At 39.9% G+C, this 24,511-nt stretch carries 22 protein-coding genes, 1 pseudogene and 1 riboswitch; of the genes and pseudogenes, 4 read left to right on the top strand and 19 right to left on the bottom strand.

Annotated features, from left to right (window positions below; all coding sequences use genetic code 11):
• Positions 1–163 precede the first annotated feature (163 nt).
• From B1A77_RS03860 to B1A77_RS03775, 17 genes and pseudogenes are all read right to left on the bottom strand, one after another.
• Positions 164–943 carry an ABC transporter ATP-binding protein gene (locus B1A77_RS03860; RefSeq protein ID WP_077708003.1) on the bottom strand — a complete coding sequence of 260 codons (780 nt, stop codon included), beginning with the start codon at positions 941–943 and terminating at the stop codon, positions 164–166.
• Positions 940–1,989: a FecCD family ABC transporter permease gene (locus B1A77_RS03855; protein WP_077708002.1), complete on the bottom strand. Its 1,050-nt coding sequence runs from the start codon at positions 1,987–1,989 to the stop codon at positions 940–942. Before B1A77_RS03855 ends, B1A77_RS03860 begins: the two co-directional genes overlap by 4 nt.
• Positions 1,990–2,005: 16 nt before the next feature.
• The gene (locus B1A77_RS03850) at positions 2,006–3,178 is read right to left on the bottom strand and encodes an ABC transporter substrate-binding protein (protein ID WP_077708001.1); all 1,173 of its coding nucleotides are present in this window, start codon (positions 3,176–3,178) and stop codon (positions 2,006–2,008) included.
• Positions 3,179–3,279: 101 nt separating this feature from the next.
• Positions 3,280–4,452, bottom strand: coding sequence for an ABC transporter substrate-binding protein (locus tag B1A77_RS03845; protein WP_077708000.1), 1,173 nt, complete (start codon positions 4,450–4,452; stop codon positions 3,280–3,282).
• Between the two features lie 202 nt (positions 4,453–4,654).
• A riboswitch (cobalamin riboswitch) is annotated at positions 4,655–4,843 on the bottom strand.
• Between the two features lie 199 nt (positions 4,844–5,042).
• Positions 5,043–5,525 (bottom strand): GNAT family N-acetyltransferase, encoded by a 483-nt coding sequence (locus B1A77_RS03840; protein WP_024061320.1) that lies wholly within the window; start codon positions 5,523–5,525, stop codon positions 5,043–5,045.
• A 169-nt stretch (positions 5,526–5,694) separates the two neighbouring features.
• The gene (locus B1A77_RS03835; RefSeq protein WP_077707999.1) at positions 5,695–6,138 is read right to left on the bottom strand and encodes a GNAT family N-acetyltransferase; all 444 of its coding nucleotides are present in this window, start codon (positions 6,136–6,138) and stop codon (positions 5,695–5,697) included.
• A gap of 36 nt (positions 6,139–6,174) precedes the next feature.
• Entirely contained in the window at positions 6,175–7,005 is an 831-nt protein-coding gene (locus B1A77_RS03830; RefSeq protein WP_077707998.1) for a class I SAM-dependent methyltransferase, read from the bottom strand.
• Positions 7,006–7,020: 15 nt separating this feature from the next.
• A complete protein-coding gene (locus B1A77_RS03825; protein ID WP_077707997.1) occupies positions 7,021–7,323 on the bottom strand; it encodes a hypothetical protein in 303 nt (100 codons plus the stop codon).
• Positions 7,313–7,648, bottom strand: a complete 336-nt coding sequence (locus tag B1A77_RS03820) for a hypothetical protein (RefSeq protein ID WP_077707996.1) — start codon at positions 7,646–7,648, stop codon at positions 7,313–7,315. Before B1A77_RS03820 ends, B1A77_RS03825 begins: the two co-directional genes overlap by 11 nt.
• 1 nt (position 7,649) lies before the next feature.
• Positions 7,650–8,066, bottom strand: a pseudogene (locus B1A77_RS03815) (hypothetical protein).
• A gap of 545 nt (positions 8,067–8,611) precedes the next feature.
• Entirely contained in the window at positions 8,612–9,409 is a 798-nt protein-coding gene (locus tag B1A77_RS03810) for an SMODS domain-containing nucleotidyltransferase (protein ID WP_077707995.1), read from the bottom strand.
• A complete protein-coding gene (locus B1A77_RS03805; RefSeq protein ID WP_077707994.1) occupies positions 9,402–9,977 on the bottom strand; it encodes an SLATT domain-containing protein in 576 nt (191 codons plus the stop codon). The genes B1A77_RS03810 and B1A77_RS03805 overlap by 8 nt, the downstream gene beginning before the upstream one ends.
• 451 nt (positions 9,978–10,428) lie before the next feature.
• On the bottom strand, positions 10,429–10,734 hold the full coding sequence (locus B1A77_RS03795; protein ID WP_077707992.1) for a hypothetical protein: 306 nt from the start codon (positions 10,732–10,734) through the stop codon (positions 10,429–10,431).
• Between the two features lie 159 nt (positions 10,735–10,893).
• Positions 10,894–12,429, bottom strand: coding sequence for a glutamine-hydrolyzing GMP synthase (guaA, locus tag B1A77_RS03790; RefSeq protein WP_077707991.1), 1,536 nt, complete (start codon positions 12,427–12,429; stop codon positions 10,894–10,896).
• Positions 12,430–12,690: 261 nt separating this feature from the next.
• Positions 12,691–12,888 (bottom strand): 4Fe-4S dicluster domain-containing protein, encoded by a 198-nt coding sequence (locus tag B1A77_RS03785; RefSeq protein ID WP_008715202.1) that lies wholly within the window; start codon positions 12,886–12,888, stop codon positions 12,691–12,693.
• A gap of 148 nt (positions 12,889–13,036) precedes the next feature.
• Positions 13,037–14,194, bottom strand: a complete 1,158-nt coding sequence (locus tag B1A77_RS03780; RefSeq protein WP_077707990.1) for an HAD hydrolase family protein — start codon at positions 14,192–14,194, stop codon at positions 13,037–13,039.
• A gap of 65 nt (positions 14,195–14,259) precedes the next feature.
• Entirely contained in the window at positions 14,260–15,441 is a 1,182-nt protein-coding gene (locus tag B1A77_RS03775; protein ID WP_077707989.1) for an amidohydrolase, read from the bottom strand.
• A gap of 173 nt (positions 15,442–15,614) precedes the next feature.
• Between B1A77_RS03775 and B1A77_RS03770 the strand changes: the two genes are divergently transcribed.
• Both B1A77_RS03770 and B1A77_RS03765 read left to right on the top strand, forming a co-directional pair.
• Complete coding sequence (locus tag B1A77_RS03770) at positions 15,615–16,397, top strand: basic amino acid ABC transporter substrate-binding protein (protein ID WP_077707988.1); 783 nt, start codon at positions 15,615–15,617, stop codon at positions 16,395–16,397.
• Positions 16,398–16,707: 310 nt separating this feature from the next.
• Positions 16,708–19,080, top strand: coding sequence for a tetratricopeptide repeat protein (locus B1A77_RS03765; RefSeq protein ID WP_077707987.1), 2,373 nt, complete (start codon positions 16,708–16,710; stop codon positions 19,078–19,080).
• A gap of 81 nt (positions 19,081–19,161) precedes the next feature.
• Here the strand turns inward: B1A77_RS03765 and ileS are convergent, their stop codons facing one another.
• Both ileS and B1A77_RS03755 read right to left on the bottom strand, forming a co-directional pair.
• Entirely contained in the window at positions 19,162–21,996 is a 2,835-nt protein-coding gene (ileS, locus tag B1A77_RS03760) for an isoleucine--tRNA ligase (RefSeq protein WP_077707986.1), read from the bottom strand.
• Positions 21,997–22,457: 461 nt separating this feature from the next.
• Entirely contained in the window at positions 22,458–23,114 is a 657-nt protein-coding gene (locus B1A77_RS03755; RefSeq protein WP_149026231.1) for a hypothetical protein, read from the bottom strand.
• A gap of 121 nt (positions 23,115–23,235) precedes the next feature.
• Between B1A77_RS03755 and B1A77_RS03750 the strand changes: the two genes are divergently transcribed.
• Positions 23,236–23,877 (top strand): hypothetical protein, encoded by a 642-nt coding sequence (locus tag B1A77_RS03750; RefSeq protein WP_077707984.1) that lies wholly within the window; start codon positions 23,236–23,238, stop codon positions 23,875–23,877.
• Positions 23,878–23,886: 9 nt separating this feature from the next.
• Positions 23,887–24,501 (top strand): hypothetical protein, encoded by a 615-nt coding sequence (locus tag B1A77_RS03745; RefSeq protein WP_077707983.1) that lies wholly within the window; start codon positions 23,887–23,889, stop codon positions 24,499–24,501.
• Positions 24,502–24,511: the final 10 nt, after the last annotated feature.

Raw genomic sequence — 24,511 nt, 5'->3', positions numbered from 1 at the left:
ACAAAAAGAAGCTGAAATCAATGCTGCTCTGCAAAGATTTCAGCCTCTTTTATTTTTAACTAATAGTCTTACATCCTATTAATAACTGGATTCACGTCAATGACTATCTATAACAGATAGTACCAACACTATAATAAGCTCAACGCAATCACAAAGAATCCTATTAATTAATAATAGCTTCTAATGGAATAACATGAGGTAGCCCATTGTCATCGATATAAATTTTTGTTTTAACACGATATACATCTTCCATCATGGCTTCTGTAAAGATGTCTTTCGGTGCGCCCTGAGCGTATACTCTACCCTCTTTGAGCACGATGATTTCATCTGCGAACATAGCCGCCAGATCAAGATGATGCAATGTTACGAGTGTTGTAAAATCATTTTCTTGAGTCAGATTTTTTAGCAATGTTAACAAATCAAATTGCTTGTGCAAATCTAAAGCACTTGTCGGTTCATCAAGAATTAAGATTTTAGGTTCTTTTACAAGGGCTTGTGCCATGAACACAAGTTGGCGTTGACCACCGCTGAGCTCCATGATGCTGCGCGATGCAAAGCGCTGTAAGTTCAACCGTTCCAATACCTCTTGTGTGGCTGCAATATCCTCATCACTTACGCGGAAGGACATGGATCCCATGCGCCCTAGCATAACGACTTCAAAAACAGATAGATTGACTTTACAGTCATTATCTTGAGACAAATAGCTCACTGTACTACTAAAATCCTTTGTAGAATATTGAGATACAGGTTTACCATTAACGGAAATCTCGCCCTTGCCTTTCAAGATACCCATAATTGTTTTTAAAAGTGTAGATTTACCAGCACCGTTAGTACCAATGAGCGCAGTCAATTTACCTGTTTTAGCAGCAAAATCAACGCCCTTTAAGATTTGTCCGTCTTCCGTAGCGGAATAACCAAAGGTTAGATTATGAACTTCAATCATTTGAAATAGCTCCTTTTCCTAGTCAATACCAACGAGAAGAAGAAAGGTACACCGATGATTGCCGTCACAATACCGATTGGGAACATCGCCCCAGGAACGAGCATCTTACTCGCAATAGATGCGAGAGACAAAATCGCCATACCACACACTGCAGAGAGAGGTAAGAAATACCGTTGATCCTCACCCACAAGCATACGTGCAATATGTGGTCCTACAATACCGATAAAACCAATGGTTCCAACGAAAGAAACAGCAACGGCTGTAATGATGGAGATGAAAACAAACACTTTTACTCGTAAGCTTTCAACATTAACACCAAGACCGGAAGCCTTTTCATCGCCTAATTTTAATGCTGTTAAACGCCAAGATTCACGCATCATAAGCGGAAGCATGATTGCTAGCACGATAAGAACAATAGAGATGTTCACCCAATTTGCCTTAGCTAAACTCCCCATCGTCCAGAATACGATGTTTTGAAGGGCCTCAGGAGATGCCATATATTGCATCAAGGATTGAAGCGCTTGGAACAAGAACATCATGCCGATACCGGCGAGAATCATCGTTTCAGAGGAGAAATTCTTAATCTTATTGATGGAATAGATAAAGAAGCTCGTCAAACTAGCAAATACGAAGGCGCCGAATGGAACCATAAAGACGCCTAAAAACTCTAATGCACTAGCGCCTACAACGACCATGAGAGATGCACCGAAACCAGCCCCTGCGGATATACCAAGTGTATACGGGCTAGATAACGGGTTATCAAGGATAGTCTGCATGCCAGCACCAGCAATGCCCAAAGAAGCACCTACGAGCAACGCCATAATGGCCGTCGGAATACGAATCGACCAAATGATAACATATGCGTTTTTGGAAACCTCTACTGGGTCTGTTAATGCGAGCCATACATCACTTAACGTAAGTGATGCAGGACCTACAATAATATCGGTAACAAAACTTACCGCACAAATGATCAGACCAATGATAATAAACATGAGCTTTTTATAGCTCTGTTTCTTATAATCGTACTGATTGTTAGTTTCTGTCACTACGAAAAACTCCTTTTTAGTTCAAATGCATAAACCAAACGCCACCGTAAGAGAATGGAAGGAATTTATCATAGAATTCCTTAAGTGTGCCTTCAGGATCTACATCCTTGAATTCCTCAGGATAGAATGTTTTAGCTAAGTATTCGAATACTGCAACGTCATATACTTCACGAGGTAAACCATGGTGAGTAGAGAATACGTTTTTAGATTGAACGGCTTTCAATTCAGGCCAGCCTTGACGTTCTGTGGTGAAAGCTTTCAATAACTCTTGAGATTTTGCTTCATTTGTATCAAAGCCTAAACGCATGGATGTAGGTTTCTTAGGCCAATAAGAACCGATGATCATGATGATATCTGGATTTCTTTCCAAAATAAATTCTGGGTTAACAGGACCTGCTTTTTGAACTACATCTTTTGTAATAAGGTCGCCACCAACTTGCGTTGCCAATGCGCCCCATGCTACGTTTCCACTATACGCAAAACCTAAACCTTCTGGACCTTCGTTACCTGTTTCAATGTAAACAGTTGGTTTTGGTTTATTAATTTTGCTAATGCGGTCCATAACTCTTGTTAAACGGTCAGTATAGAACTTGTTGATTTCTGCTGCACGCTCCTCTTTACCCAATGCTTTACCGATAGCTTCGATAGATTTTTGGTGATTTTCAAGCTTTTCCGCATGATAATCGATATAGATAGTAGGGATGCCAGCTGCATCAATTTTAGGTTTGTAATCAGCTTCATATTGATCTTTGAAATATAAAGGCATGAAAATAACATCTGGGTTTAAGGAAATTACTTTTTCCACATCAAATGTTTTATCATTTACGTTACCAATGAGAGGAATTTTTTCCAACTCTGGCACTTCAGATTTGTAGCGATCCCACATATCTGTACGCAATTTGCTTAAATAAGGGTCAATACCAACAATAGTCTTAGCCACATCTTTGCCTTGCAACGCAGCCATAGTCAAGAACGCACCACCAGAAGCACTCAATTGAACTACTACGCGTTCTGCTGGTTTTTTCAACGTAACCTTTTGACCAGTTACGTCTGTAATCTCAATAGATTTACCAGTCTGAGCTGCATCCTTTTTTGCATCCCCAGGGCCACCACATGCAGTCAGGAGCATGCTAACAATCAGTAGAAAAACTGTGGCTAAATAAGCCATAAATTTCTTTTTCTTAACCATAGAATACCTCGATTCCAAACTTAATAAGTTCTAATAAACACAATATATAACAGCATTTATTTGGGTTTTACATCATCAGCTCCTTCACGCACAACACAACCCTAATTCATATGCATAAACCAGATACCACTGTAAGAATATGGCAAGAATTTGTCATAAAACTCTTTAAGTGTAGCTTCTGGGTCTACATCCGCAAACTCTTCAGGATAGAATGTTTTTGCTAAATATTCGAATACGGCCGCATCAAATACTTCGCGTGGAAGGCCATGATGCGCGGAATAAACTTGTTTATTTTCAACGGCTTTCAAATCACTCCAACCTTGACGCTCTGTGGTGAAAGCTTTCAACAACTCTTGAGATGATGCTTCGGTTGCTTCAAAACCTAAACGCATAGAAGTTGGTTTCTTAGGCCAGTAAGAACCCATGATCATGATGATATCTGGATTTTTTTCAAGTATAAACTCTGGATTAATAGGAGACGTTTTCTTAATAACATCCTTGGTGATGACATCAGCACCAGCCATAGTAGCTAATGCCCCCCAAGAGTAATTACTACTAAAAGAATTACCAAATTCTTCCGGACCATTCATACCAACTTCAAGGTAAACTGTTGGTTTTGGTTTATTAATTTTACTAACACGGTCCAGAACCCTTGTCACACGATCCGTATAGAACTTGCTGATTTCTGCGGCACGTTCCTCTTTACCCAAAGCCTTACCGATGGCTTCGATGGATTTTTGATGACTTTCAAGTTTTTCAGCATGGTAGTCAATGTAAATCGTTTGTACACCTGCTGCATCTAGTTTTGGTTTAGCATCGGACTCATATTGTTCTTTCAAGTCAACAGGAATGAAAATAACATCTGGGTTCAAGGAAATAACTTGCTCCACGTTAAATGTTTTATCACCGATGGTACCAACTACAGGAATCTTAGCTAACTCAGGCATTTCTGCAGTAAAGTGCTTCCACATATCCGCTCTATAATCCTGTAAGGATGTATCCATACCGGCAATGACCTTCGGTGTATCCTTGCCCATAAGTGCGGAAATCGTAAAGAATGGACCACCCGCACCACTCCATTGTAAAACAACTCTCTCTGCTGGCTTTTTGAGCGTTACCGTACGTCCTGTTACGTCTGTGATTTCGATTGGCTTGTTATTTTGCGCCGTATCTTTCTTTGTCTCACTAGGACCTCCACATGCAGCGATGAGCATACTAACAATTAGGAGGAAAACCGTGGCTAAATAAGCCATAAACTTCTTTTGTTTGAACATAAGTATCCCTCTTCTCTCAACTAAAACTATCACTATAAGTGCACATAAAAAGCCCGTTTCCCCACGAAGAGGAAACGGGCTGTCATCTCAGTTAGACTAACTACCACGCCTAATAAGCTAGCATATAGTATGAGCTTTCAACTATGCATAGCTAGTATAAATTCATCTATATCAATCCCCATCCCTGTCTCTCGCAGGTCAATTGGCAATTGTTAATTAGGCAGTTCTCCTGGCTCCAGTTTAACGTTACTTTGCGCCTTCCCAAAAACTTCAGTGACCGAGAGCATTTCACCCTCTATGCAAAGTACCTCGCTGTTACAGTGGCGTGACCGCTTTGGCTTGTACCAAATTCTCTATTAAGTCAATAGACACCTAACCCAATCATATGTGATTTTCCTCATCGTAGCATGCGGGATATACAGTGTCAATAAACATATAGGGGTACAGCTATTCTTGTAAAATCTATACTTTTCAGCAAAAAAGAAGCTAAAACTCAACCACTAAGCGGAGTTTTAGTTTCTCATTAGGACAATCTGTAAAAATGTCCGTCAAATTCTATAATTTATTTTTATCGATTAATAACTTTTTCTCTACAATTCAAGGCGCATTTGATACCATTTGGCACCGCCGTGATCAGACTCAGACTCACCTTCATTTACAAAACCAAACTTGGCATAATAAGGTATCTTTTCTTTCTTACAGGTTAGAATAACACCCTTACGTTTTTCCTCTCTCGCAAGGTCGATAAACGCCCCAATTAACTTACCACCTACACCGCGATTCCTATACTCTGGCAATGTATTTAAGCCAAATATCATCTGCCATGCACCGTTAGGGTTATGCAAAGAAGCATCGGCAAACATCTCATCCGTTAAGATTTCATCATCAGATACGAAGCCATCAATAAAACCAATTGGTGTATCGCCGTCAAAGGCAATTAAAAACTGCCCTGCATAACGGTCTAATCGTTCCTTAAAAGCCTCACGAGGTGCCGCTTCAGCAGGAGGAAAACAAGTTGCTTCGATATATGTAACTACATCTAAATCTGCGGTTGTCGCTTTTCGTATTAACATATTAATATCCTTCTTTATGTACTTATGCACTTATGTATTTGTATAGAGCACATTTTAAAATGAGTCAGCTAAAATAAATCATTTTTAGTATAAATGGTTTACGCCATAAAGGCTACACGTAGAGATGTTACGTGTAGCCTTTTTCTGCTGAATCTTATATTTACTAAATTTACTTTTTCGTATATTTAGGTACATTGCGATACTGCATCGGCAATGAATCGTCTTTAATCTTAAAACCATGCTTCTCGTAAAAAGTCGCATTCTTGCTTTCACCAATCATAACATTGATGTACAAATACGATTTGTAAGCGTCTTTCACCATTTCTAGCAAGTGCCCTGCAATACCTCGGCCCCGATAATCAGGATGAACTAGCACATAATTGATGAAGCACACAAGTTCGCTATCATCCATGACACGAATAAGACCTATTAAACGATCTCCATCCCAAGCAGAAATCACGCGCGATGAATTCATTAGTGCCTTGTGCAATCTATCAGGATACTTGCCCACCACCCAACGAACAGATAAAAACAGTTCTGCTACCTGCTGAGGGGTAAAGTTTCTTTCTTCGGTATAGGTAATCGCCCTATCGCCCTTAACGATATTAATCATGCTACTGCCTTTTCTAATCCATTTATCAACTATATCTTAGGTGTGTGACACAACTTCCTTAGGATTCCACCAAATTATAGCAGACCGAGAGGAAATCAAACATTTATTGTCCTTAGATTTTGCTATGATTTCTTTTTTGATTTGTTCCTCTGCTGCTGGCGTTAAGTCTCCATAGTACTGTTCGTATATGATCTTTCGGCACTCGATTTCATCTTCTACAGTACGTTCACATCTATAATCAATGATGCTTACATTAGGTGAGCGCCCTTGTGAAAGTAACATATTATACAGAATTTGAAACTCTTGTACATCAGATTTGCTAGCTTCCCGAGGATTCTTCCAATCGGGAATGCCAGCTACGATTGCACAATAGCCTTTAGAATATTGTTCCATTTGTAAAAGCCGAGGCCACACATCAGGGAACATCCAAAGCACAAGAGATATGGTTACCAGATCAAATTGAAAGTCTGGAGAGCCATCTTGGGGTAAGTCCTGAACCAATTCTTCAATGATGTTAATATTCTCAACGTTTAATTCTTTGGCATTTTCTTTAAGGACTGCCACCATGCCCTTTGACGGCTCAATAGCAGTAACAGATTTAATATGTTGAGCAAAAGGAATTGTAAAAGAACCAGGACCAGCACCTATGTCTAACATACTAGAATCAGGTGTTAAGACACTACTTAAAGCAGCATACACCTTCCGTCCAAAGTCGTAGTCATTGCTTTTACGCATAAGAGAAAAATCATTGGCCCGCTTGTCCCAATACTCTAATAATGGATTCGCCCGAATCCCTTTCTCACGATCATAATAACTTTGTTTCCACATTTCATTCCAGAACGAAAAATCGATAACTTGCAGTACCATACGAAACCTCCTGACTTAGTCTAAATTCCTCATTTCTCGGATAAACTCTTCTGCCTCTTGCAGATTCTTAGGGAACTCAAAATAAATACATTGCTCATGTCCACAATAAGGATTACGGAAATCATAGCCGCTCAACAACAAATACTCTATAATCTTCCACTCTTTGTCATTAGATTTTTTAGGGGCTTTGAACTTCTCATTCACAAAGTACATTTTACCTTTACAGGTAGGGCAGGTTTTATTTCTGTTAAACAACTCGTAGTTTGTGCCCTCCGACAAGGAGATTCGGCAGTTTACACATACATTTTTATAGCCCATAGTTATTTACTCCATACGGTTTATGTTGAAAGATTTCTTTTACAATCCCTTCACCAACAATATTTCCGCCTTCCATGATAAAGAACTCAGTACCTGCTCGTATAGCAGAATAATCTACGGTTTCATATACTGGCAAAGCATTCGCTTGAATTGGCTTATCAAAGATGACATCTTCACCATCAATAAAATTGATACTAAGATATTCCTCAGTGCCTTTTATAACGATATGAGGATAGTACATTCCATAATTTAAATTCGGTGGACTTGTTCTCTTCTTACTAAAGAATGTAACTATGCAGCAAATAGTAAAACCTAAATCGCTCATATTAGTCCTCATCAACTACATATACCATATCACCTTTAAAGTATATGTTCATTATACAGTGTACGGGATTTCCTTCGGTCCATAACCAACCTTGCAATACAGCGTGCCCCCAATTATAGGTCTCCGTAATGACCTAAAATTCGCTTTCCCTATAATCCTGTTGATACTGAGGTAACTCAATTCTTTTACCTGTGAAAGTATCTAGAATTGTAGTATTAAACACGAGAATTTCAAAAAAATCTATATCACACGTCTCAAATACAACTTGAGCCTTATGAGTCTGTTCAATACCGTTTTCGTAAGAAAAAATGTAATCAAATGTAAGGATCAAATTATCATCTGCATATTCTATTTTCTGTACCCTTGCATCATGGAGAGAATATTTGGAATGGTTGCCAAAAGATTTTGTAGTTTTCATAGGACCTCTATTTTCAAACAACTATTTAAACCAAAATCTATAACTTAAAATCAGTATACCAATTTTTATAAAAAATACAAAAGCCCCCATCAAAAGATAAGAGACTTATTTAGCTTAGTAATAACTAAAGTTATTTGTTATTCTTATTCCTACTCGATATGTCCTTTGATTTTGTTTTGTATAAAGGGCATAAAATCAAGTTTTTTGTTATCAGATTTAGTCTTATTATCCATTTTATTTCTGTTTATCCGATTTTTTGCAAGCATATTGCAAGCACTAAACTACTCTTTAACTTTCCAAAATGCTCATCTATTTTATCTAAAATAAAACTTTATCCAACTGTAAAGACGAGATTATCATTGTCACATTCTTTGCTTTCAACAATATAGGTTTGTGATTGTTCATATTTGAATGTATTCCTTAACTTAAGCTTTTCCAATTTCTCATTGAGCATCGAGTCAACTCCTTTCGCAATAATGGGTAAAACAAAAGCGACCAACTTCTTACAGTTGATCGCTTCTGGCTTGGTCATTCATTTGGTTATTTCAGACCATTTTTCTTAATACTTTCCCCAAGCATTCGTAGCTCGATGACGTAGAAACAATATCATTGCTTCCTGGAGCATTTATACTCAATCTCCCAAAAATTCCATGCTGATTATAGTAATCTAACAAGACTTGTTCGTAAGTTCCACTTGGCTGAGAAGAGGATTCGCCGGTGTTTAGCCATCTCCAATTACCAATTGCTTCATAGACAAAGCTATCTATTACAATCCCGGACAAATGATAACTCGAAAAGCTATTGTCACGAATATTTCGAATGTGTTTGCAGGTATCGTAGAGTAGTCCGTTGCTGCTTTTGTTTTTCTGAGCCATGGCATCTTGCTCAGCCTTTGGATTTGTTGACTTCCAACTCCCACCAGTATTGGTGTCAGGATACCTGTAACTTCCATCCCAGATTTTGAATGCAGGGACAATTTCAAAATCCATCCCATCTGAAAAAGCAATTTTTACGACTTGTCCATCAGCGCGAACATCGCTTCTTGGATATGCATTAATAATCGCATTTCGTGCTGCTTGCAATAATCTTGATTGACTATTACCACTTAGGTTATTATATCGGTCAAAAAGGTCGCTTGGAAGCTCTACAAGAATATCAATATCGCTCGTATTAATGGCAGTGTTTCTTCCGTAGCTACCTACGTAAAGACTATGCAAAGTATTGCTTGTTGAATTCCAAAATTCGTTGTTAATAGCCTTTGTTATAGTATGGTAACGGAGAGAAACAAGGCTTCTGATTCTTTGAGAAATTATTTCTCCGTACTTTTGAACTCTATTATCCATTCATTCCCCTCCTTAGCGAGATTGGAAGAAATGAATCAGTCTCATCGTCTGAAAAGGTGTTATCTTTTTTTATCTTCAATGCTTCTCTTGCTCTGTCAACAGCTTCATCAGTTGTACTCGGTGCCTCCAAATAAATAGTATCTGTCTCTATTACCAACTCATTATAACTTTTGAGAAGATTTTCAACGGAGTCATTTTGCAACCTAATTTCAGTCAATAACACCTTGTACTGGTCTCTGACAGAAATCAATTTATTTGCGATTGTTTTATGTGAAGCAATTAGCTTCTGCAAATCAAAGGACTTGAAATATGCAGTTATATAAACTGAGGCAAACGAGACTAACGCCGAAACTAACTTCAGCCACAATGGATCAGTAAAAACCATGGCAATAATCCCTACTGATGTAAGGGAAGCAGCACCAATATTTATAGTTTCCATCTTCTTAAACTTTTCCGCATAAATATCTGATTGCTTTTCTTGTATTTTATGCGACCAGACCACTCCACTGTAAGAATCCCTTACGACATCCTCCAGCACTTCATAATTATTAATCACTATATTTTCCATCCCCCTTCATAATTTGTCCAATACCTCGTGACCAATCAATTTTGAGATCAGCACCCTACACGGTAAGCAGCACTGCATCTACGTTTCCATACAATCCAATTTTTTAAGGGTGGTAATTGACTTTGTTTTTCCTTTATTCCTTTGTCCAGACAGTAATCCCTTTTCTAAGTGCAACTCGTCCAAACTTAGCCATCTGTTGGCTACTATTGCCTTTCTGCTGTTTCAATGCATAAATGGTTTTAATCTTAAATCCAAACTGTTCTGCAAACGAGGAACTTAGAAAATCGACTGGAGTAACCTCTCCTCCATATCGGACATTATCATTGACAAACGCCACCATAGCCCCAGGCTTGCAAACTCGATAAAGCTCGGCATAGATAAAGACTAACTCAGTAAAATAGCCTTCCACCATGCGAATGATACCGTTGTTATTTAGATCACCGTTGTCTTTTCATTTTACTAATGCAGCCATTACTTCCGAAAAAGCCTTATTTTCTCTAATCGTCGTATAGATGTAGTCAAACCGTTCTGATTGACCAATTGAAGAATAAAAGTCTTTTAGGTCATCAATTTTTGACTTACTTTCAAGGGTACAAGATAAAAGCCTCTGAGGCATTTTTTTGTTCTCATTTTCACCAAGACCAAGATACACAAGCTCTAATGCGTAAGTTCTTGTGTAATCATACCTATTACAGTAGGGAGGCGATGTGATTACACCCTTAAGCCTGTCCTTCTCAACTAAAGGAAGTTCATACAAGGCACTTCTGGGAATAAAATCAAGTTCAGCTCGTGCGGTATCAATGGCATTTTTTGAATAAGCCCAATAACCACAAGAACATGAGTCAACTCATCAAGAATAGTCGACTTAGAATTAAGAATCTTTGCTCGAACATATTTTTCAAGTAGTAGGTTTTGACTATTCCCACTCAATTGTAGCAGGTGGTTTAGATGTAATATCGTACACGATACGGTTAATGTGTTGTACTTCGTTTACGATACGACGGGAGATTGTATCCAATACGTCGTAAGGGATGCGTGCCCAGTCAGCAGTCATGAAGTCTGTTGTTGTTACGCCACGCAATGCCAATGTGTAGTCGTATGTACGGAAGTCACCCATAACGCCTACGGTACGTGTAGATGTTAATACTGCGAAGTATTGGTTGATGCTGCGATCAAGACCAGCTTTTGCAATTTCGTCACGGAAGATGTAGTCCGCATCACGCAAGATGTCGAGTTTGTCTTTAGTGATTTCGCCCATTACGCGGATAGCAAGACCAGGACCTGGGAATGGTTGACGCCATACGAGGTAATCAGCCAAGCCTAATTCGGAACCGAGTTCACGCACTTCGTCTTTGAAGAGATTGCGCAATGGTTCGATAAGACCTTTAAAATCTACAACTGCAGGCAAGCCGCCTACGTTGTGGTGAGATTTAATAACTTCCGCTTCACCAGTACCAGACTCGATAACGTCAGGATAGATTGTACCTTGCGCTAAGAAATCAACGGAACCGATTTTACGGCCTTCGTCTTCGAATACACGGATAAATTCTTCACCGATAGCTTTACGTTTCGCTTCTGGATCTTCAAGGCCAGCCAATTTATCTAAGAAACGTTTTTCTGCATCTACGCGGATGAAATGCATGCCGGAATCTTTGAAAGCTGCTTCAACTTCGTCGCCTTCGTTTTTACGCATCAAACCATGGTCAACAAAGATACAAGTCAATTGGTCGCCCACAGCTTTAGAGATAAGAGCTGCCGCAACGGAGCTGTCTACACCGCCGGACAAAGCCAACAATACTTTACCATCACCAACGGTTTTGCGGATGTCTTCAATAGCAGATTTCGCATAGTTTGCCATTGTCCATGTACCTGTGAAGCCACATACTTCGTACAAGAAGTTGTGAAGCATTTCTTTACCATGTTCAGTGTGCAACACTTCTGCATGGTATTGCATAGCATATAATTTACGTTCTTTATTTTGCATGGATGCAACAGGGCAATCCTTAGTATGTGCTACGATTTCAAAGCCTTCAGGAACTTTTGCTACATAGTCAACATGGGACATCCAAACAACTTGGTCTTCTTCCAAGCCTTTGAACAATGGAGATGTAGTGTCCACTTTAGTAGGTGTTTTACCAAATTCACGGTTATCCGCTGATTTAACTTCGCCACCCAATGTATGCGCCATAAATTGCATACCATAGCACATGCCAAGAATAGGAATACCAAGTTCAAAAATCTCTTTGTCAATTTTTGGAGAGTTTTCTTCATACACGCTGTTAGGACCGCCTGTGAAGATGATACCTTGCGGTTTTAATTCCTTAATTTTATCCAGCGCTTTGTTGTATGGATATACTTCGCAGTATACGTGATTTTCACGAACACGGCGCGCGATCAATTGGTTATATTGACCACCAAAGTCAACAACAATTACAAATTCCTTGTTTTCCATGCCTTCCTCCATATGCATCTATTTGTGAAAGTATATTCACTATTTATTATGCCCGTACATATCTGTACTGGGGGCGCGTTTTTCCGAGCCAAACGCTAATTTTTCATTACATTTTATTATACCATAGGATGTATAACGACTCCATATATTCCGTATGTAGATTATAAATAAATCTTTAATGTTCGGATTTCTAGTTATTACTCTTTTGGACCCTTCCGTATGTAAGTCAATTTGCTAACAATGCCGAAAGATATCTAGTTATCACTTTTTAGGGGCCTCTCGTTTATACATTTTTACAGCCCCCACGGGACAGATAGAATAGCAGTCGCCACAACTGATACAACCTTTCCCAATGATAAATCGAGTCTTCCCTTCGGTGATGCATTGAACAGGACAATCCTCAGCACAAGCACCGCACTTAACGCAAGTGTCATCAATATTAAACTTTAGATTTCCCATATACATCACCTCCTATGCATTCTTTATCTGTGCCAAGCTTAATATTATCTACTTTTAAATAGTAGAATTCATATTTTAAATATATAAGATCACAAACATCACGCTAGCTCAAGAATATATTCAAAATATTTCAATACAAGAACAGCTATTATAATTGTTTTTTCTTATTTAATTCACCATTATACGCAATAGCGGAATAGATTGCCTTTGCCACGCCTTGGTGGTTATTGTCTGTCGTTTCGTATCGTGCCACTTCTTTAATGTTCAGCTTGCTATTGCCCATGGCCACGCCAGCGCCCGCAAAGCGTAGCATAGATAGATCGTTTTCGCTATCCCCTAATGTCATTACCTCGTCAGGACTTAAGCCCCAATGTTTTGCCAATGCTTCTACGGCTGTACCCTTTGTAGTGTGGGGCAATACAAACTCTAAATTGCCTTCACTAGAGAGCAGCACATCATAGAATCGTTCACGACCTGTACCGTCGTGGGATAAACCTTGGTATTCATCGCGCAAGTCTTGCAAGATACGTTGACGCATCGGTTCATCACCGTAGAAGATTTGAATTTTCTCAGGCCCTTCGTCTAAGGATTCCATATGAGCTAGCAAATCACATACCATGGTCCGCGTAGCCAAGATAAATGGGCGAATATTAGGTCTAAAGAAGAAATTAGATTGCTCTATTTCACATTCAGACATCTTTACCTTTGCTGCTTCGTTGCCTTCCGCCAATGCATAGTGATCGTACGTTGCTCCAGGCAGACGAGTGTCCCCTGTACCGGAAATCTGATTTTTAGTATTAGGCAGATGGTTATCCAGTATGCCATGTACAGTCTTTTTATCTTCCTCAGTACGCTCGCTAGCGCATACTCCTAAACGTTCAGGTGTAATACATCTAGATGGAGGATACATGCCAAAGATTTGGTCTTTCACATAGGCCTCTACATAGACACCATAGGTTAATAGTTTGCGCAATAAATGTAATGCTTGTTCTTTATCAAAACTTACGTGGAATAGACTGCGGTTTTCATCCTTATCCATCACGTAAGCACCATTGGTGCACATGAAATAGCGCAAGCACGGCAGTTTTTCGATAACATCATTCATCTCATTCCAAGCACGGCCAGAAGCAATGGCTACGCGAATGCCACTTTCACGAGCGGCACGAATCGCCTCAATAGCATCCTCAGGAATCGCCTTTGCATCGTTTACTAAGGTACCATCTACATCAGATGCGATGAATCGAATGGGCTTATCCCCAGTAAGGCCTATATAATCTTTTATTTCTAATGTTTCAGTCGTGGCCATACATCCTCCTTCTGTTCCTTCTATTCCCTTTATTCTTTCTATTCTTTCTATTCCTTTTATTCCTTCTATTTAGAATTATTAAATTCGGCTACAATTTCTTCTAAGATTTCTGGGTGTTCTACCAATCGCAATACTGTGCCACCAATGATATTTGCACCGTCGATAATAGTTTGTTCAATGGTAGGCTCTAACATGGCAGCAGCAAATTCTTTAGAATGGCACACCTTTGGCTCACCGGCCAAGCGCAATTTAGGATGGAATGCCGCACATTGATAACTTACATTGCCAATATCTGAGCTACCTCCAAGGGCTGCTGGACCGGGCTCAAAATCGAGGCCCATGTCGGCCATTACCTCTTCGATAAGCGCTGTGCCACGATTGTTTTGGTTCATATCATCATACGGATTGCCATAAAATTCTACATCCACAGTTGTACCTGTACAAAGGGCAGCCCCTTCAAAGATGTTTTTGATTTGCTCAGATAAACAATTCAAGTACTCACGCTCCGTATGACGCACGGTAACCTCTAATTCACCGAAGGCAGGAATCACATTAGATGCGGTACCTCCAGCAATGATCCACGTGCCGATGCGCGTTTCAGGGCGCACTTGTTGGCGCATCATATCCATAGCATGGATGGCGAGTTGCACACCATTTACCGCATTGATGCCATTCCAAGGCTCTCCGGCTGCATGGGCTGGCTTACCGTGATACTTAGCACGGAAACAATCAAGTGCCAAAAATTGTGAATTAGGCCGTGTTTCCTCGCCGTCGAGATGCACCATGATGGCAAAATCGTATTCTTTAAACACCCCTGCATTGCACATATCCACCTTGCACCCCATCGCTTCTTCGTCTGGTGTGCCAATAATATCGATGTCCATGTTGAAAGCTACGCTCTCTTCTTGCATTTTATGTAGTGTTAATGCAGCCAACACGCTCATCGCACCGCTGGCGGAGTGACCGCATGCATGGCCTACCTCAGGTAGTGCATCGTATTCACAAAGTATGGCTAAACGCCCTTTGGGATTATCTACTTCCACGGCCGACGCCTTGAAGGCAGTCGGCAAATTACAGAATTCATAGGTTACGTCCATACCATATTTTTCGAGAACAGCGCCTATGGTTTTGACGGACTCAAACTCCTGACTGGAAATCTCAGGATTCTTGGCTAATGTGTAATTAATGGCAAACGCATCAGGTGCGAAGCTTTTACAAAGATCAGCAAAAGTAGTTGTAAGGGACATATTGCCTCCATGTATATAACCACATTATTGTAAAGGATTATGATACTCTACAATAAAGAATAGAAAACTCGTTTACTCTTAATTATACAATGTTATTGCCTATTGGTGTAAAATTCCGTACAATATAAACAGAAATGTATAAACCATGTATATGGATGTTTGAGGAGGATACTATGTTTAAGTTCAAAAAATTGACAGCCATCGCCCTCGTAGCGGTAGCAGCAATGGGTTTATTGGCTGGTTGTGGCAACGACAAACCTAAAATGACACAACAAGAAGGTGTATTGCGTGTAGGTTCTGAAACTACATTCCCACCATTCGAATTCACTGAAGGCGACAAATACGTTGGTTTCGACGTTGATTTGTCCGAAGCAATTGCTAAAAAACTTGGTTTAAAAATGGAATTCAAATCCATGGGCTTTGACGCTTTGATTCCAGCTGTTCAATCTGGCGATATCGACATGATCGCAGCAGGTATCAACGCTACTCCTGAACGCGAAAAAGTATTGGACTTCTCCGATGTATACTTTGATCAAGGCGGTTTCATCACAGTTGTGCGTAAAGACAACACTACTATCCACAATATGGATGAATTAGCAGGTAAAACTGTAGGGGTTCAAATCGGCACAATCCCTGTTGAAATGGCTCAAAAAATTCCTAATACAACAGTAAAACAAATCGATTCCAATGCTAATATCTTCATGGAATTAAAAGCTGGTACAATTGATGGTGCTATCATCGATAACGCTGTGGCTATGTACTACCTCAAACAAGGTGCTGACCAAGACCTTAAACTCGTAGGTGAGCCTACACAATCCCCTGGCACAGTACTTGGCGTGAAAAAAGGCAACAAAGCTTTACAAGAAGCTGTTAACAAAGCTCTTAAAGAACTTAAAGAAGACGGCACTTACCAAAAAATCTACGACAAATGGTTCGGCGATTACAACAAAAAATAATATGTATTCCTAAGAACTAGAATACATAACAACCCCTCTGAAAGATTGCAGACATCACATAAAATTTGTGACAGCAGATTTTCTTCAGAGGGGATTTTTTATCATTTGAATCCAATACATGCTGAAGACTCTGTATTATGCATAGATATAAATTAGAAATAGGTTAGTATATTGTGAGAACAGGTAACCGATAGCAATATGATATCAATAGAGAACATACAGATATACTAGTATTTTCTCTTTTACGGTACCTCGCGTTCGTTATATAATAAATATGTATTTACTGTATACATGTATAAAAGGAGGCCTAATGGCACAGTACTTTACGGAACGCCTGCAAAAGGTCTTCCACATGATTTTTACATCCTATAATCAAAACATGGCTCAAGAAGGCTTACGTCAATTGGAGCTCATCGTCAATAATCAGCAAAATTCCAATCAACTAAAAGATAGAGCCTTGCGAAACGACAAGACAAGCCGTCTTGAAAGTGATATAGACACTAAAGAGGACGCTCTCAAGATAGCCAATGATCCAGAGGCTCGAGAGCTAGGTGATACGTATGCCCTCTTGGCGCGCGTCTATGCAGGGCCTCGCTTTACCTGGGAAGAATCTAACTTCCCAGAGGATAATATGCGCACCTATCAATGCTTGCATGATAGCATTCGCCGCTGTAGCCCTATCGGCACATTACAAGCCTTGCGTATTAAAGGCTCCATCACGCCTACTGTGGAGAAGGATATGCAAATCTCCTTCGATGATGCTTTCCGCGTTGTCTATGACCATGCGAATCGAGGCGATACCTATTGCCAATATGTTATAGGCAATGTCTTTTTCTGGCGCGATGATAATCGCATCGACTCCGCTGAAGCTATGCTAACACCTCCGCCCATGAGCTGGACTAAACGCATTCAAAGGAGCCTTACAGCAAACTCTGTGCAGGATCGCATCGCCGCTTTGCAAGGCACTGTACCAGACGAAACATTGCAAGAAAATGCATCTAACCTTGCGAAAAAGTGGTTTAACAAGGCCCTCGATAACGGTCTTGCTATGTTCCAAGGGAACTTGCGCAATATCTATATCGACGAAGCCGATTTCAGCAATGCGCGCCGTGTTGCTAGGACTGCGGCCGAACTTGGCAACCCTGCCATGATGCTATATACAGGCCTCGACTGCCACGAAAACGGTAAATTCGAGGATGCTTTCACGTGGTTCACTAAAGGTGCCTCCTTAGGTCAATCTGAAAGTATCGCAGAATTAGCGGATTATTACTATCATTTCTATGATGCTAAAGTGTTACGTTCTACGATTCCCTACGATCCGGTAAAGGCTATTGGCCTCTACCGCCGTGCGGCAACAAAACAGTTTAGTGATGCAGGATATACCGCCTTACAGGCAGCCTTTGGCTACATCTTTCACATAGGCCACCTGCCTCTCGACTGGGGACTCATTGCAGATTTAACACATATGGCGGCTACAAAAGATCGCTTTATGTTCGCCTTGCCCTATATTGGTTATATGCGAATCCACGGTTTAGGGGTGACGAAAAACATTCGCTTCGGTGTACAATCGTTACTGCGAGTCTTAGATGAGGAGCAAAGAGCCTTTGAAGAGGAGAATCGCGTTCTTTTCTACGATATTACGCGCGCTTTAACACGTGTTGCCTTGGGCTATGCCTACGAAAAAGGCTATGTAACAGGCAAGCCAGATTTAACTCAAGCCGTATCCTACTACGAACAATCCCATCAATATATCTTGTCGCACAAAACCAATTTGGATCCGGAGCTAAAGGATATTCCTATCGATGATGAAGCAGAAGAACGCTTAGCAGCCTTCGAGGAGGTCGATGGTCATTGGCAGTACAAGGAAGGTATTACTGAGTCAACTACTACGGTGCGCCCTGCACCTACCACCTGGCCTCAAAATGCGGCCCGCTTATCTGTAACTATGGACGACTTCCTCTGGGATACGACCTTGTACGACTGGCAAACCATTGAAACAGCCTTAGAGTCACAAGAAGAAATGAAGCTCAGCTTTTACAATCATTTCCTATCCGTTCCAGATACGTTGCGTAATATCTTTAAGGTCGATGTAAAACGGATGTTACGAGATCACTATCAAATAAGGCTACATGGTTATGATCCATCAGAAGGACACGAAATTATCTACAAGTCCATTTACGACAAAGAGAATACCATAAGCCTATTGAAAGAGCTTTACGATAATCATCAAGTGCCTAGCATCGAGGGTAATTGGACTATCGAAAAGAACGAAGAAAAGCCGACCTGGCATTACGTGCTCGATGTGGATCAACAGCCGTTTTTGCTAGAGGAATACGATGATGCAAACGCTATGATTCAAGCTGCATTACAAGGATTAAAAGAGAAAAAGTACGAACAAATTAATATTCGTACCCATGACTTTGTAGGCCCATCCTATTTCATTTTTAAAGGCAAGCAATCGACCCCATTTAGAGTGCAGCTCTATCTGAAAGAGTCCGCCCGTCATACCATCGATGATGATGGAAACCAACAAGACACGCCTGGTAAGACCTACTTATTCGAACAATATGTGGGGAACGAAGTGTCCTTAAACTATTGGATTCAAAAAACGATAAATACCTTGGAAATCCCTGAACTAGATAATTGGAAACAGTTAACAGTACCAAAGGATTTACAAACATAAAAAAGACCATCCCCAGTGAACTGCAATCCAAAAATTGTATCCAATTTTTGGAAACGAAGTTCAGAGGATGGTCTTTTTTTATTATAGTGTTTTTACAACATCGGCACAACGTGCACAAAGTGTAGGATGTGCGCTATCTTGACCTACTGTATCGCGGTGGATCCAGCAGCGTTCACATTTTTCGAGACCAGAGGCAACAACAACTGTGGCAACGCCAGTTTCTTCGTCTTTTACAGCTTCTGCTGGTGCAGCGCCATTCACGATGTGAGCTTCGGATACGATAACAAGTTTAGCCAAGCCTTCTTCACCAAGGGCGTTCAATGCATCGAATGCAGCGCCTTCAGCATATACTGTAACGGATGCATCCAATGGATGACCGATTGTTTTGTCTTGACGAGCAAGTTCCAATGCTTTTTGTACGGATGTACGCAAGTCTAACAATTGGTTCCATTTGTCAGCCAATTCTTGATTGAAGTGTTCTGGATGACCTTGTGGCCAATCTTGAAGCATAACGGATTCGCGCATGCCCTCTTCTTTAGGCATGTATTTCCAAACTTCTTCCGCTGTGAAAGAAAGTACTGGAGATACCATAGCTACTAATGTTTTCAAGATTTCGTACATCGCTGTTTGAGCAGAACGACGAGCTACATTATCTTTGCTTTCAGCATACATTGTATCTTTCATTACATCAAGGTAGATGGAACTCAAGTCTACTGTACAGAAGTTATGAATTGCATGGTACAACATGTGGAATTCATAGTTTTCGTACGCATCAGTAACCTTTTGACGTACTTCTTCTAAGCGCAATAATGCCCATTTATCAAATTCGGACATATCTGCGTAAGCCACTTTATCGGTATTTGGATTGAAGTCATCCAAGTTGCCGAGTAAGAAGCGGAATGTATTGCGGATCTTACGGTATACTTCGGATAATTGTTTTACGATGTCTTTGGACAAACGTACGTCTGCTTGGTAATCCGCAGAAGATACCCACAAACGCATTACATCGGCACCGTATACATCGATGATGTCGCTTGGAGCCACTGTATTACCTACAGATTTAGACATTTTGCGACCTTCACCGTCCACAACGAAGCCGTGAGTCAATACGGAGTTGTATGGTGCTTTACCTGTTGTGGCTACTGCAGTCAACAAGGAAGAGTTAAACCAACCGCGATGTTGGTCAGAACCTTCAAGGTACATAGCGCATGGTACATCAAGATCGTTTACTTCGAGCACGCCAGCCCAAGAGGAACCAGAGTCAAACCATACGTCCATGATGTCTGTTTCTTTTTTGAACTCATCATGACCGCAATGAGGACATTTGAAACCTTCTGGCAATAATTCTTTTGCACTATGAGCCCACCATGCATCAGAGCCTTCTACAGCTACTTTTTCTTGTAATGCTTTGATAGTATCATCGTTAATGATGTGCTCGCCGCAGCTTTCACAATAGTAAATAGGAATTGGCACGCCCCAAATACGTTGACGGGAAATTACCCAGTCACCACGATCGCGAACCATGTTGAAGATACGGTCATGACCCCATTTAGGAATCCATTGCACTTGATTGTCGATTGCATCAAGAGCTTGTTGACGGTACCCATCTACAGAGGAGAACCATTGTTCTGTAGCGCGGTAGATTACAGGATTTTTACAACGCCAGCAGTGAGCGTATTGGTGGCGCAAGCTGGATTTGTGAAGCAATGCATTATTATGCGCCAAGATTTTGATAACAGGCACCTCTGCATCGTGAATTTCCACGCCAGCCAATGGGAATTCAGTATCGCCATAACGGTTGTCATCTACTTGTTTAGTATAGTTACCAGTTTCGTTAACAAGGGAAATGATAGGAAGCTCAGTTTTACCTTCCTTGTTATAACGCATAACGATGTTAAAGTCGTCTTCACCGTGTGCAGGCGCTGTATGTACGCAACCAGTACCGGCTTCAAGTGTTACATGGTCACCGCATAATACAGTAGATGTACGTTCTACGAATGGATGTTTGAATTCCGCCAATTCTAAGTCTGCCCCAGAGAAGCGGTTTACAATTTCGTAGTCTTCGATACCAATATCTTTCATAGCTGCGTCAACAAGTTCAGTAGCCATCAAGTAGTATTCGTCGCCAGCTTTCACCCAGCCATATTCAAGCTCAGGGTTAACGGAAATAGCTACGTTGGCAGGCATTGTCCAAGGAGTAGTTGTCCAGATAACAGCAAATGCTTGTTTAGGATCTACGCCAGCTGGCAATGTCACCTTTTTCTCGGATACGTAAGGGAATTTTACGTAGATAGAGAAGGATTTTTTCTCAGCATATTCGATTTCTGCTTCTGCCAATGCAGTTTCGCAGTGAGTACACCAGTATACAGTTTTAAGACCTTTATAGATGTGTCCGCGTTTTGCCATTTCGCCGAAGATACCAAGTTGTTTAACTTCGAACTCAGGACGCAATGTCAAATACGGACGATCCCATTCGCCTAATACACCAAAACGAATGAAGTCTTGTTTTTGTGTTTCTACACACTCCAATGCATATTCCTTACATTTATTGCGCAAATCCAATGGCGCCATTTCATGACGGTTAAGACCTGTGTTTTTGATAACCGCATGCTCGATTGGCAAACCATGCGTATCCCAACCTGGGATATAACGCGTATAGTGACCAGTCATAGTCTTGTATTTCATGATAATGTCCTTCAACGTTTTATTGAGGGCATGACCGATGTGCAATTTACCGTTCGCATATGGAGGGCCATCATGCAAAATGAAAGGTTTTGCGTCTTTACGCAATTCCAAACGTTTTTGATAAATTTTATTGTCTTCCCAGAACTTTAAGATTTCTGGTTCGCGCTTAGGCAAATTGCCGCGCATTGGGAATTCTGTTTCAGGCAAATGTAACGTCTTACCGTAATCCATGATGTGCTCCTTTTACATAAAAAAAATCGCCCGCCCCCGAAGGGACGGACGTCATATCCGTGGTACCACCCTACTGACTCTCGTTACTTGTGAAAGCTAACGCCACCGCATTTCTGCGATTGTCACACCATGCTAGCACATGATTGTAACACATAAGACGCAACTCATCTCTCATATTGTGAAAGCCACTTAAACATATAACGGTGTTCACCGGCGGCGTTGCCGCTTGCTCCAAAGTGATCCGCACATCTCTAGATTTCCAAACCTTTCAGCCCATGAGTTTGGTCTCTACAAAATCCGTCTGAGACATGCCGTCTTTTTCAACGCAATATTCATATAATAGATAATTATAGGACTCAAACGGGGAAATTGTCAACTAGGAAACCATGACTCATCAAGAAGATAACAATTAAATTTTATCAATAGCAATCAAACATCTCAAAACAGAATACGTCATCTAATTAAATTCTATCAAATCCATCATATGGTAAACTATACGTCTTATAATCATATCCAGTAATCCGCCACATCTTATTATCCATTTGAGTCATTTCTATCGGAAATACTTTAGTTTCATTAGTCTTAGTATCCAATGCACGAATTTCTATATTAACAACTCCATCATTCTTATTTTTTTCTTCTATAGAAATTAATTCATATCGCCCTATCTCTTTTAACGTCTGTAAATTATCTTTAAATGGATCTTTGGGGTCAGCTCTATGAGGTATATGTGTTCTTAAATCTTGGTTAAGTAATACCTCTTTTACATCTAAATAATAACTATCTATTGCTGTAAACAACAACGCTTCTCCAAGATTTAAAATCTTAGTTTCTCCTTTTGAATTAGTTTGAGATATATTCCGTCCATCAGATTCTTTTAACAATTTTTCAATATACGGATCATATACCTTATGCAAAATTCCTTCACCATCAACCATCGTAAAAAATGTATTCGTATCCCCATCTTGAATTGCTTTATAAAGTACTTGAAGCGAATATTCTGGAGATTGCTTATACACAAATTGATAGTACAATCCATATCCAGCACTCACAAGTACGCCAATTACCACCATAATACTTAGTATACTTTTTGCAATCCCAAGTTGTTTAAACTTCATTAACATTTCATTAACCCTTTCCGCACTATATATTGCCTATAATTATATAATTAATGTACAATATATCACGACTAGCATTTTATAGATAGTTAAAATTTGTAGTGTGAAAGAGAGGAATACTATGAGACAATTATCACTTATGATTCTAAGTTTATGTATGTTACTACTATCTGGATGTGCCACAATAGATTCAGATGTAAAAATTGACAGTGATGGTAGCGGTACTTGGAACGCTCAAGTAAAATCACAAGCTGGCCCGTTGCCGAAAGACTCTATTACGGAGATTATAAACGAATACAATATTCAAGACTATACAATCAAGGCTCTTGACGATCAAGGAAAAGAGATTACTGTAGATGATGGTGACAAAACACCTTATAATGTTTGGACCGTTAAATCAAAGTTCAACAACGTAGAAGAACTCAATAAAGTTAGAGATGCCATGACATTGAGAAATAAAAATCAAGGGCCTTTACTCGCCTTAGAAAAAACAACTTCTGGTAGTTATATTGTAGATTTAGGAACTTCTCAAGGCAAAACGACAGTTACCGTATCTGGTGAAATTGATCCAGTAAGTGTTCAAACTGGAACATTAACAGATAAAAACACTGTTACCTTCACTCAAAATAGTCATATTCGTTTTATCTTTAAACCAAGCCACAGTTGGTTATTCTATATTGGCATCGGCGTAGCTATCATTGCTGTCATTGGTGGTGGATACATCTTCTACTTACGTCGTAAATATTATGGCGATGCAGCATAAGGAGACTATATGAAACGTAACTTTATAATTACACTATTACTCACTTTTACAATGCTCTTCGTAACTGCATGTGGTAGTGATAATAATGACAAAAACAATAATGCTAACAGCAAATTTGAAGGTACTTGGATTGCTTATAATAAAACTGATGATAAAGATGATATTCAAGAATTAATCATTGAAAATATCGATGGACAACTATTGGTATCTTTATATGATTACTCCTATTATCCTTTAATGGATTACTTTTCTAGTGGACTCGATGAAGCCGACAGCACTAAAGGCGGTGGGGATACAGCTCCAGCTAATGCAGATTACATCTTAACAAAATCTAATGATTCTTTACACAACATGCTTATTTCTGCCAATGAAAATAAATTAGACGTAGGTCCGAAACCTATTATTTATAATGAAAAAGATGGTACCTTAGTTTTCGACAAAGTAATCTTCAAAAAACAATCTGATGATAATTCTGTTAAAGCATATTTACCAGACTTAAAAGAAGATATGAAAAAACTTGTTGTGGAAGAACGTAAAAAAGATACATTTGGTAGTTTCAAACCAAAGCCAACAATTCAATTTGATTTTTCCTTTAATGATTCTATTTTAGATACCCCCAAATAAGGAGATATAG

It is taken from the genome of Veillonella parvula, assembly GCF_002005185.1.
GTDB classification, from domain to species: domain Bacteria; phylum Bacillota; class Negativicutes; order Veillonellales; family Veillonellaceae; genus Veillonella; species Veillonella parvula_M.
The sequence above is the reverse complement of the archived record's forward strand: the minus strand, read 5'-3'. Positions and strand labels throughout refer to the sequence as shown.

Excerpts from the sequence above, each read along its gene's own strand:
- B1A77_RS03840 (WP_024061320.1), bottom strand. The coding sequence starts at position 5,525 with ATGTTAATACGAAAAGCGACAACCGCAGATTTAGATGTAGTTACATAT.
- B1A77_RS03785 (WP_008715202.1), bottom strand. The coding sequence starts at position 12,888 with ATGGGAAATCTAAAGTTTAATATTGATGACACTTGCGTTAAGTGCGGT.
- B1A77_RS03750 (WP_077707984.1), top strand. The coding sequence starts at position 23,236 with ATGAGACAATTATCACTTATGATTCTAAGTTTATGTATGTTACTACTA.
- B1A77_RS03765 (WP_077707987.1), top strand. The coding sequence starts at position 16,708 with ATGGCACAGTACTTTACGGAACGCCTGCAAAAGGTCTTCCACATGATT.
- B1A77_RS03810 (WP_077707995.1), bottom strand. The coding sequence starts at position 9,409 with ATGGATAATAGAGTTCAAAAGTACGGAGAAATAATTTCTCAAAGAATC.
- B1A77_RS03775 (WP_077707989.1), bottom strand. The coding sequence starts at position 15,441 with ATGTCCCTTACAACTACTTTTGCTGATCTTTGTAAAAGCTTCGCACCT.
- ileS (WP_077707986.1), bottom strand. The coding sequence starts at position 21,996 with ATGGATTACGGTAAGACGTTACATTTGCCTGAAACAGAATTCCCAATG.
- B1A77_RS03845 (WP_077708000.1), bottom strand. The coding sequence starts at position 4,452 with ATGTTCAAACAAAAGAAGTTTATGGCTTATTTAGCCACGGTTTTCCTC.
- B1A77_RS03780 (WP_077707990.1), bottom strand. The coding sequence starts at position 14,194 with ATGGCCACGACTGAAACATTAGAAATAAAAGATTATATAGGCCTTACT.
- B1A77_RS03830 (WP_077707998.1), bottom strand. The coding sequence starts at position 7,005 with ATGGTACTGCAAGTTATCGATTTTTCGTTCTGGAATGAAATGTGGAAA.
- B1A77_RS03805 (WP_077707994.1), bottom strand. The coding sequence starts at position 9,977 with ATGGAAAATATAGTGATTAATAATTATGAAGTGCTGGAGGATGTCGTA.
- B1A77_RS03835 (WP_077707999.1), bottom strand. The coding sequence starts at position 6,138 with ATGATTAATATCGTTAAGGGCGATAGGGCGATTACCTATACCGAAGAA.
- B1A77_RS03755 (WP_149026231.1), bottom strand. The coding sequence starts at position 23,114 with ATGAAGTTTAAACAACTTGGGATTGCAAAAAGTATACTAAGTATTATG.
- B1A77_RS03850 (WP_077708001.1), bottom strand. The coding sequence starts at position 3,178 with ATGGTTAAGAAAAAGAAATTTATGGCTTATTTAGCCACAGTTTTTCTA.
- B1A77_RS03770 (WP_077707988.1), top strand. The coding sequence starts at position 15,615 with ATGTTTAAGTTCAAAAAATTGACAGCCATCGCCCTCGTAGCGGTAGCA.
- B1A77_RS03820 (WP_077707996.1), bottom strand. The coding sequence starts at position 7,648 with ATGAGCGATTTAGGTTTTACTATTTGCTGCATAGTTACATTCTTTAGT.
- B1A77_RS03825 (WP_077707997.1), bottom strand. The coding sequence starts at position 7,323 with ATGGGCTATAAAAATGTATGTGTAAACTGCCGAATCTCCTTGTCGGAG.
- B1A77_RS03745 (WP_077707983.1), top strand. The coding sequence starts at position 23,887 with ATGAAACGTAACTTTATAATTACACTATTACTCACTTTTACAATGCTC.
- B1A77_RS03860 (WP_077708003.1), bottom strand. The coding sequence starts at position 943 with ATGATTGAAGTTCATAATCTAACCTTTGGTTATTCCGCTACGGAAGAC.
- guaA (WP_077707991.1), bottom strand. The coding sequence starts at position 12,429 with ATGGAAAACAAGGAATTTGTAATTGTTGTTGACTTTGGTGGTCAATAT.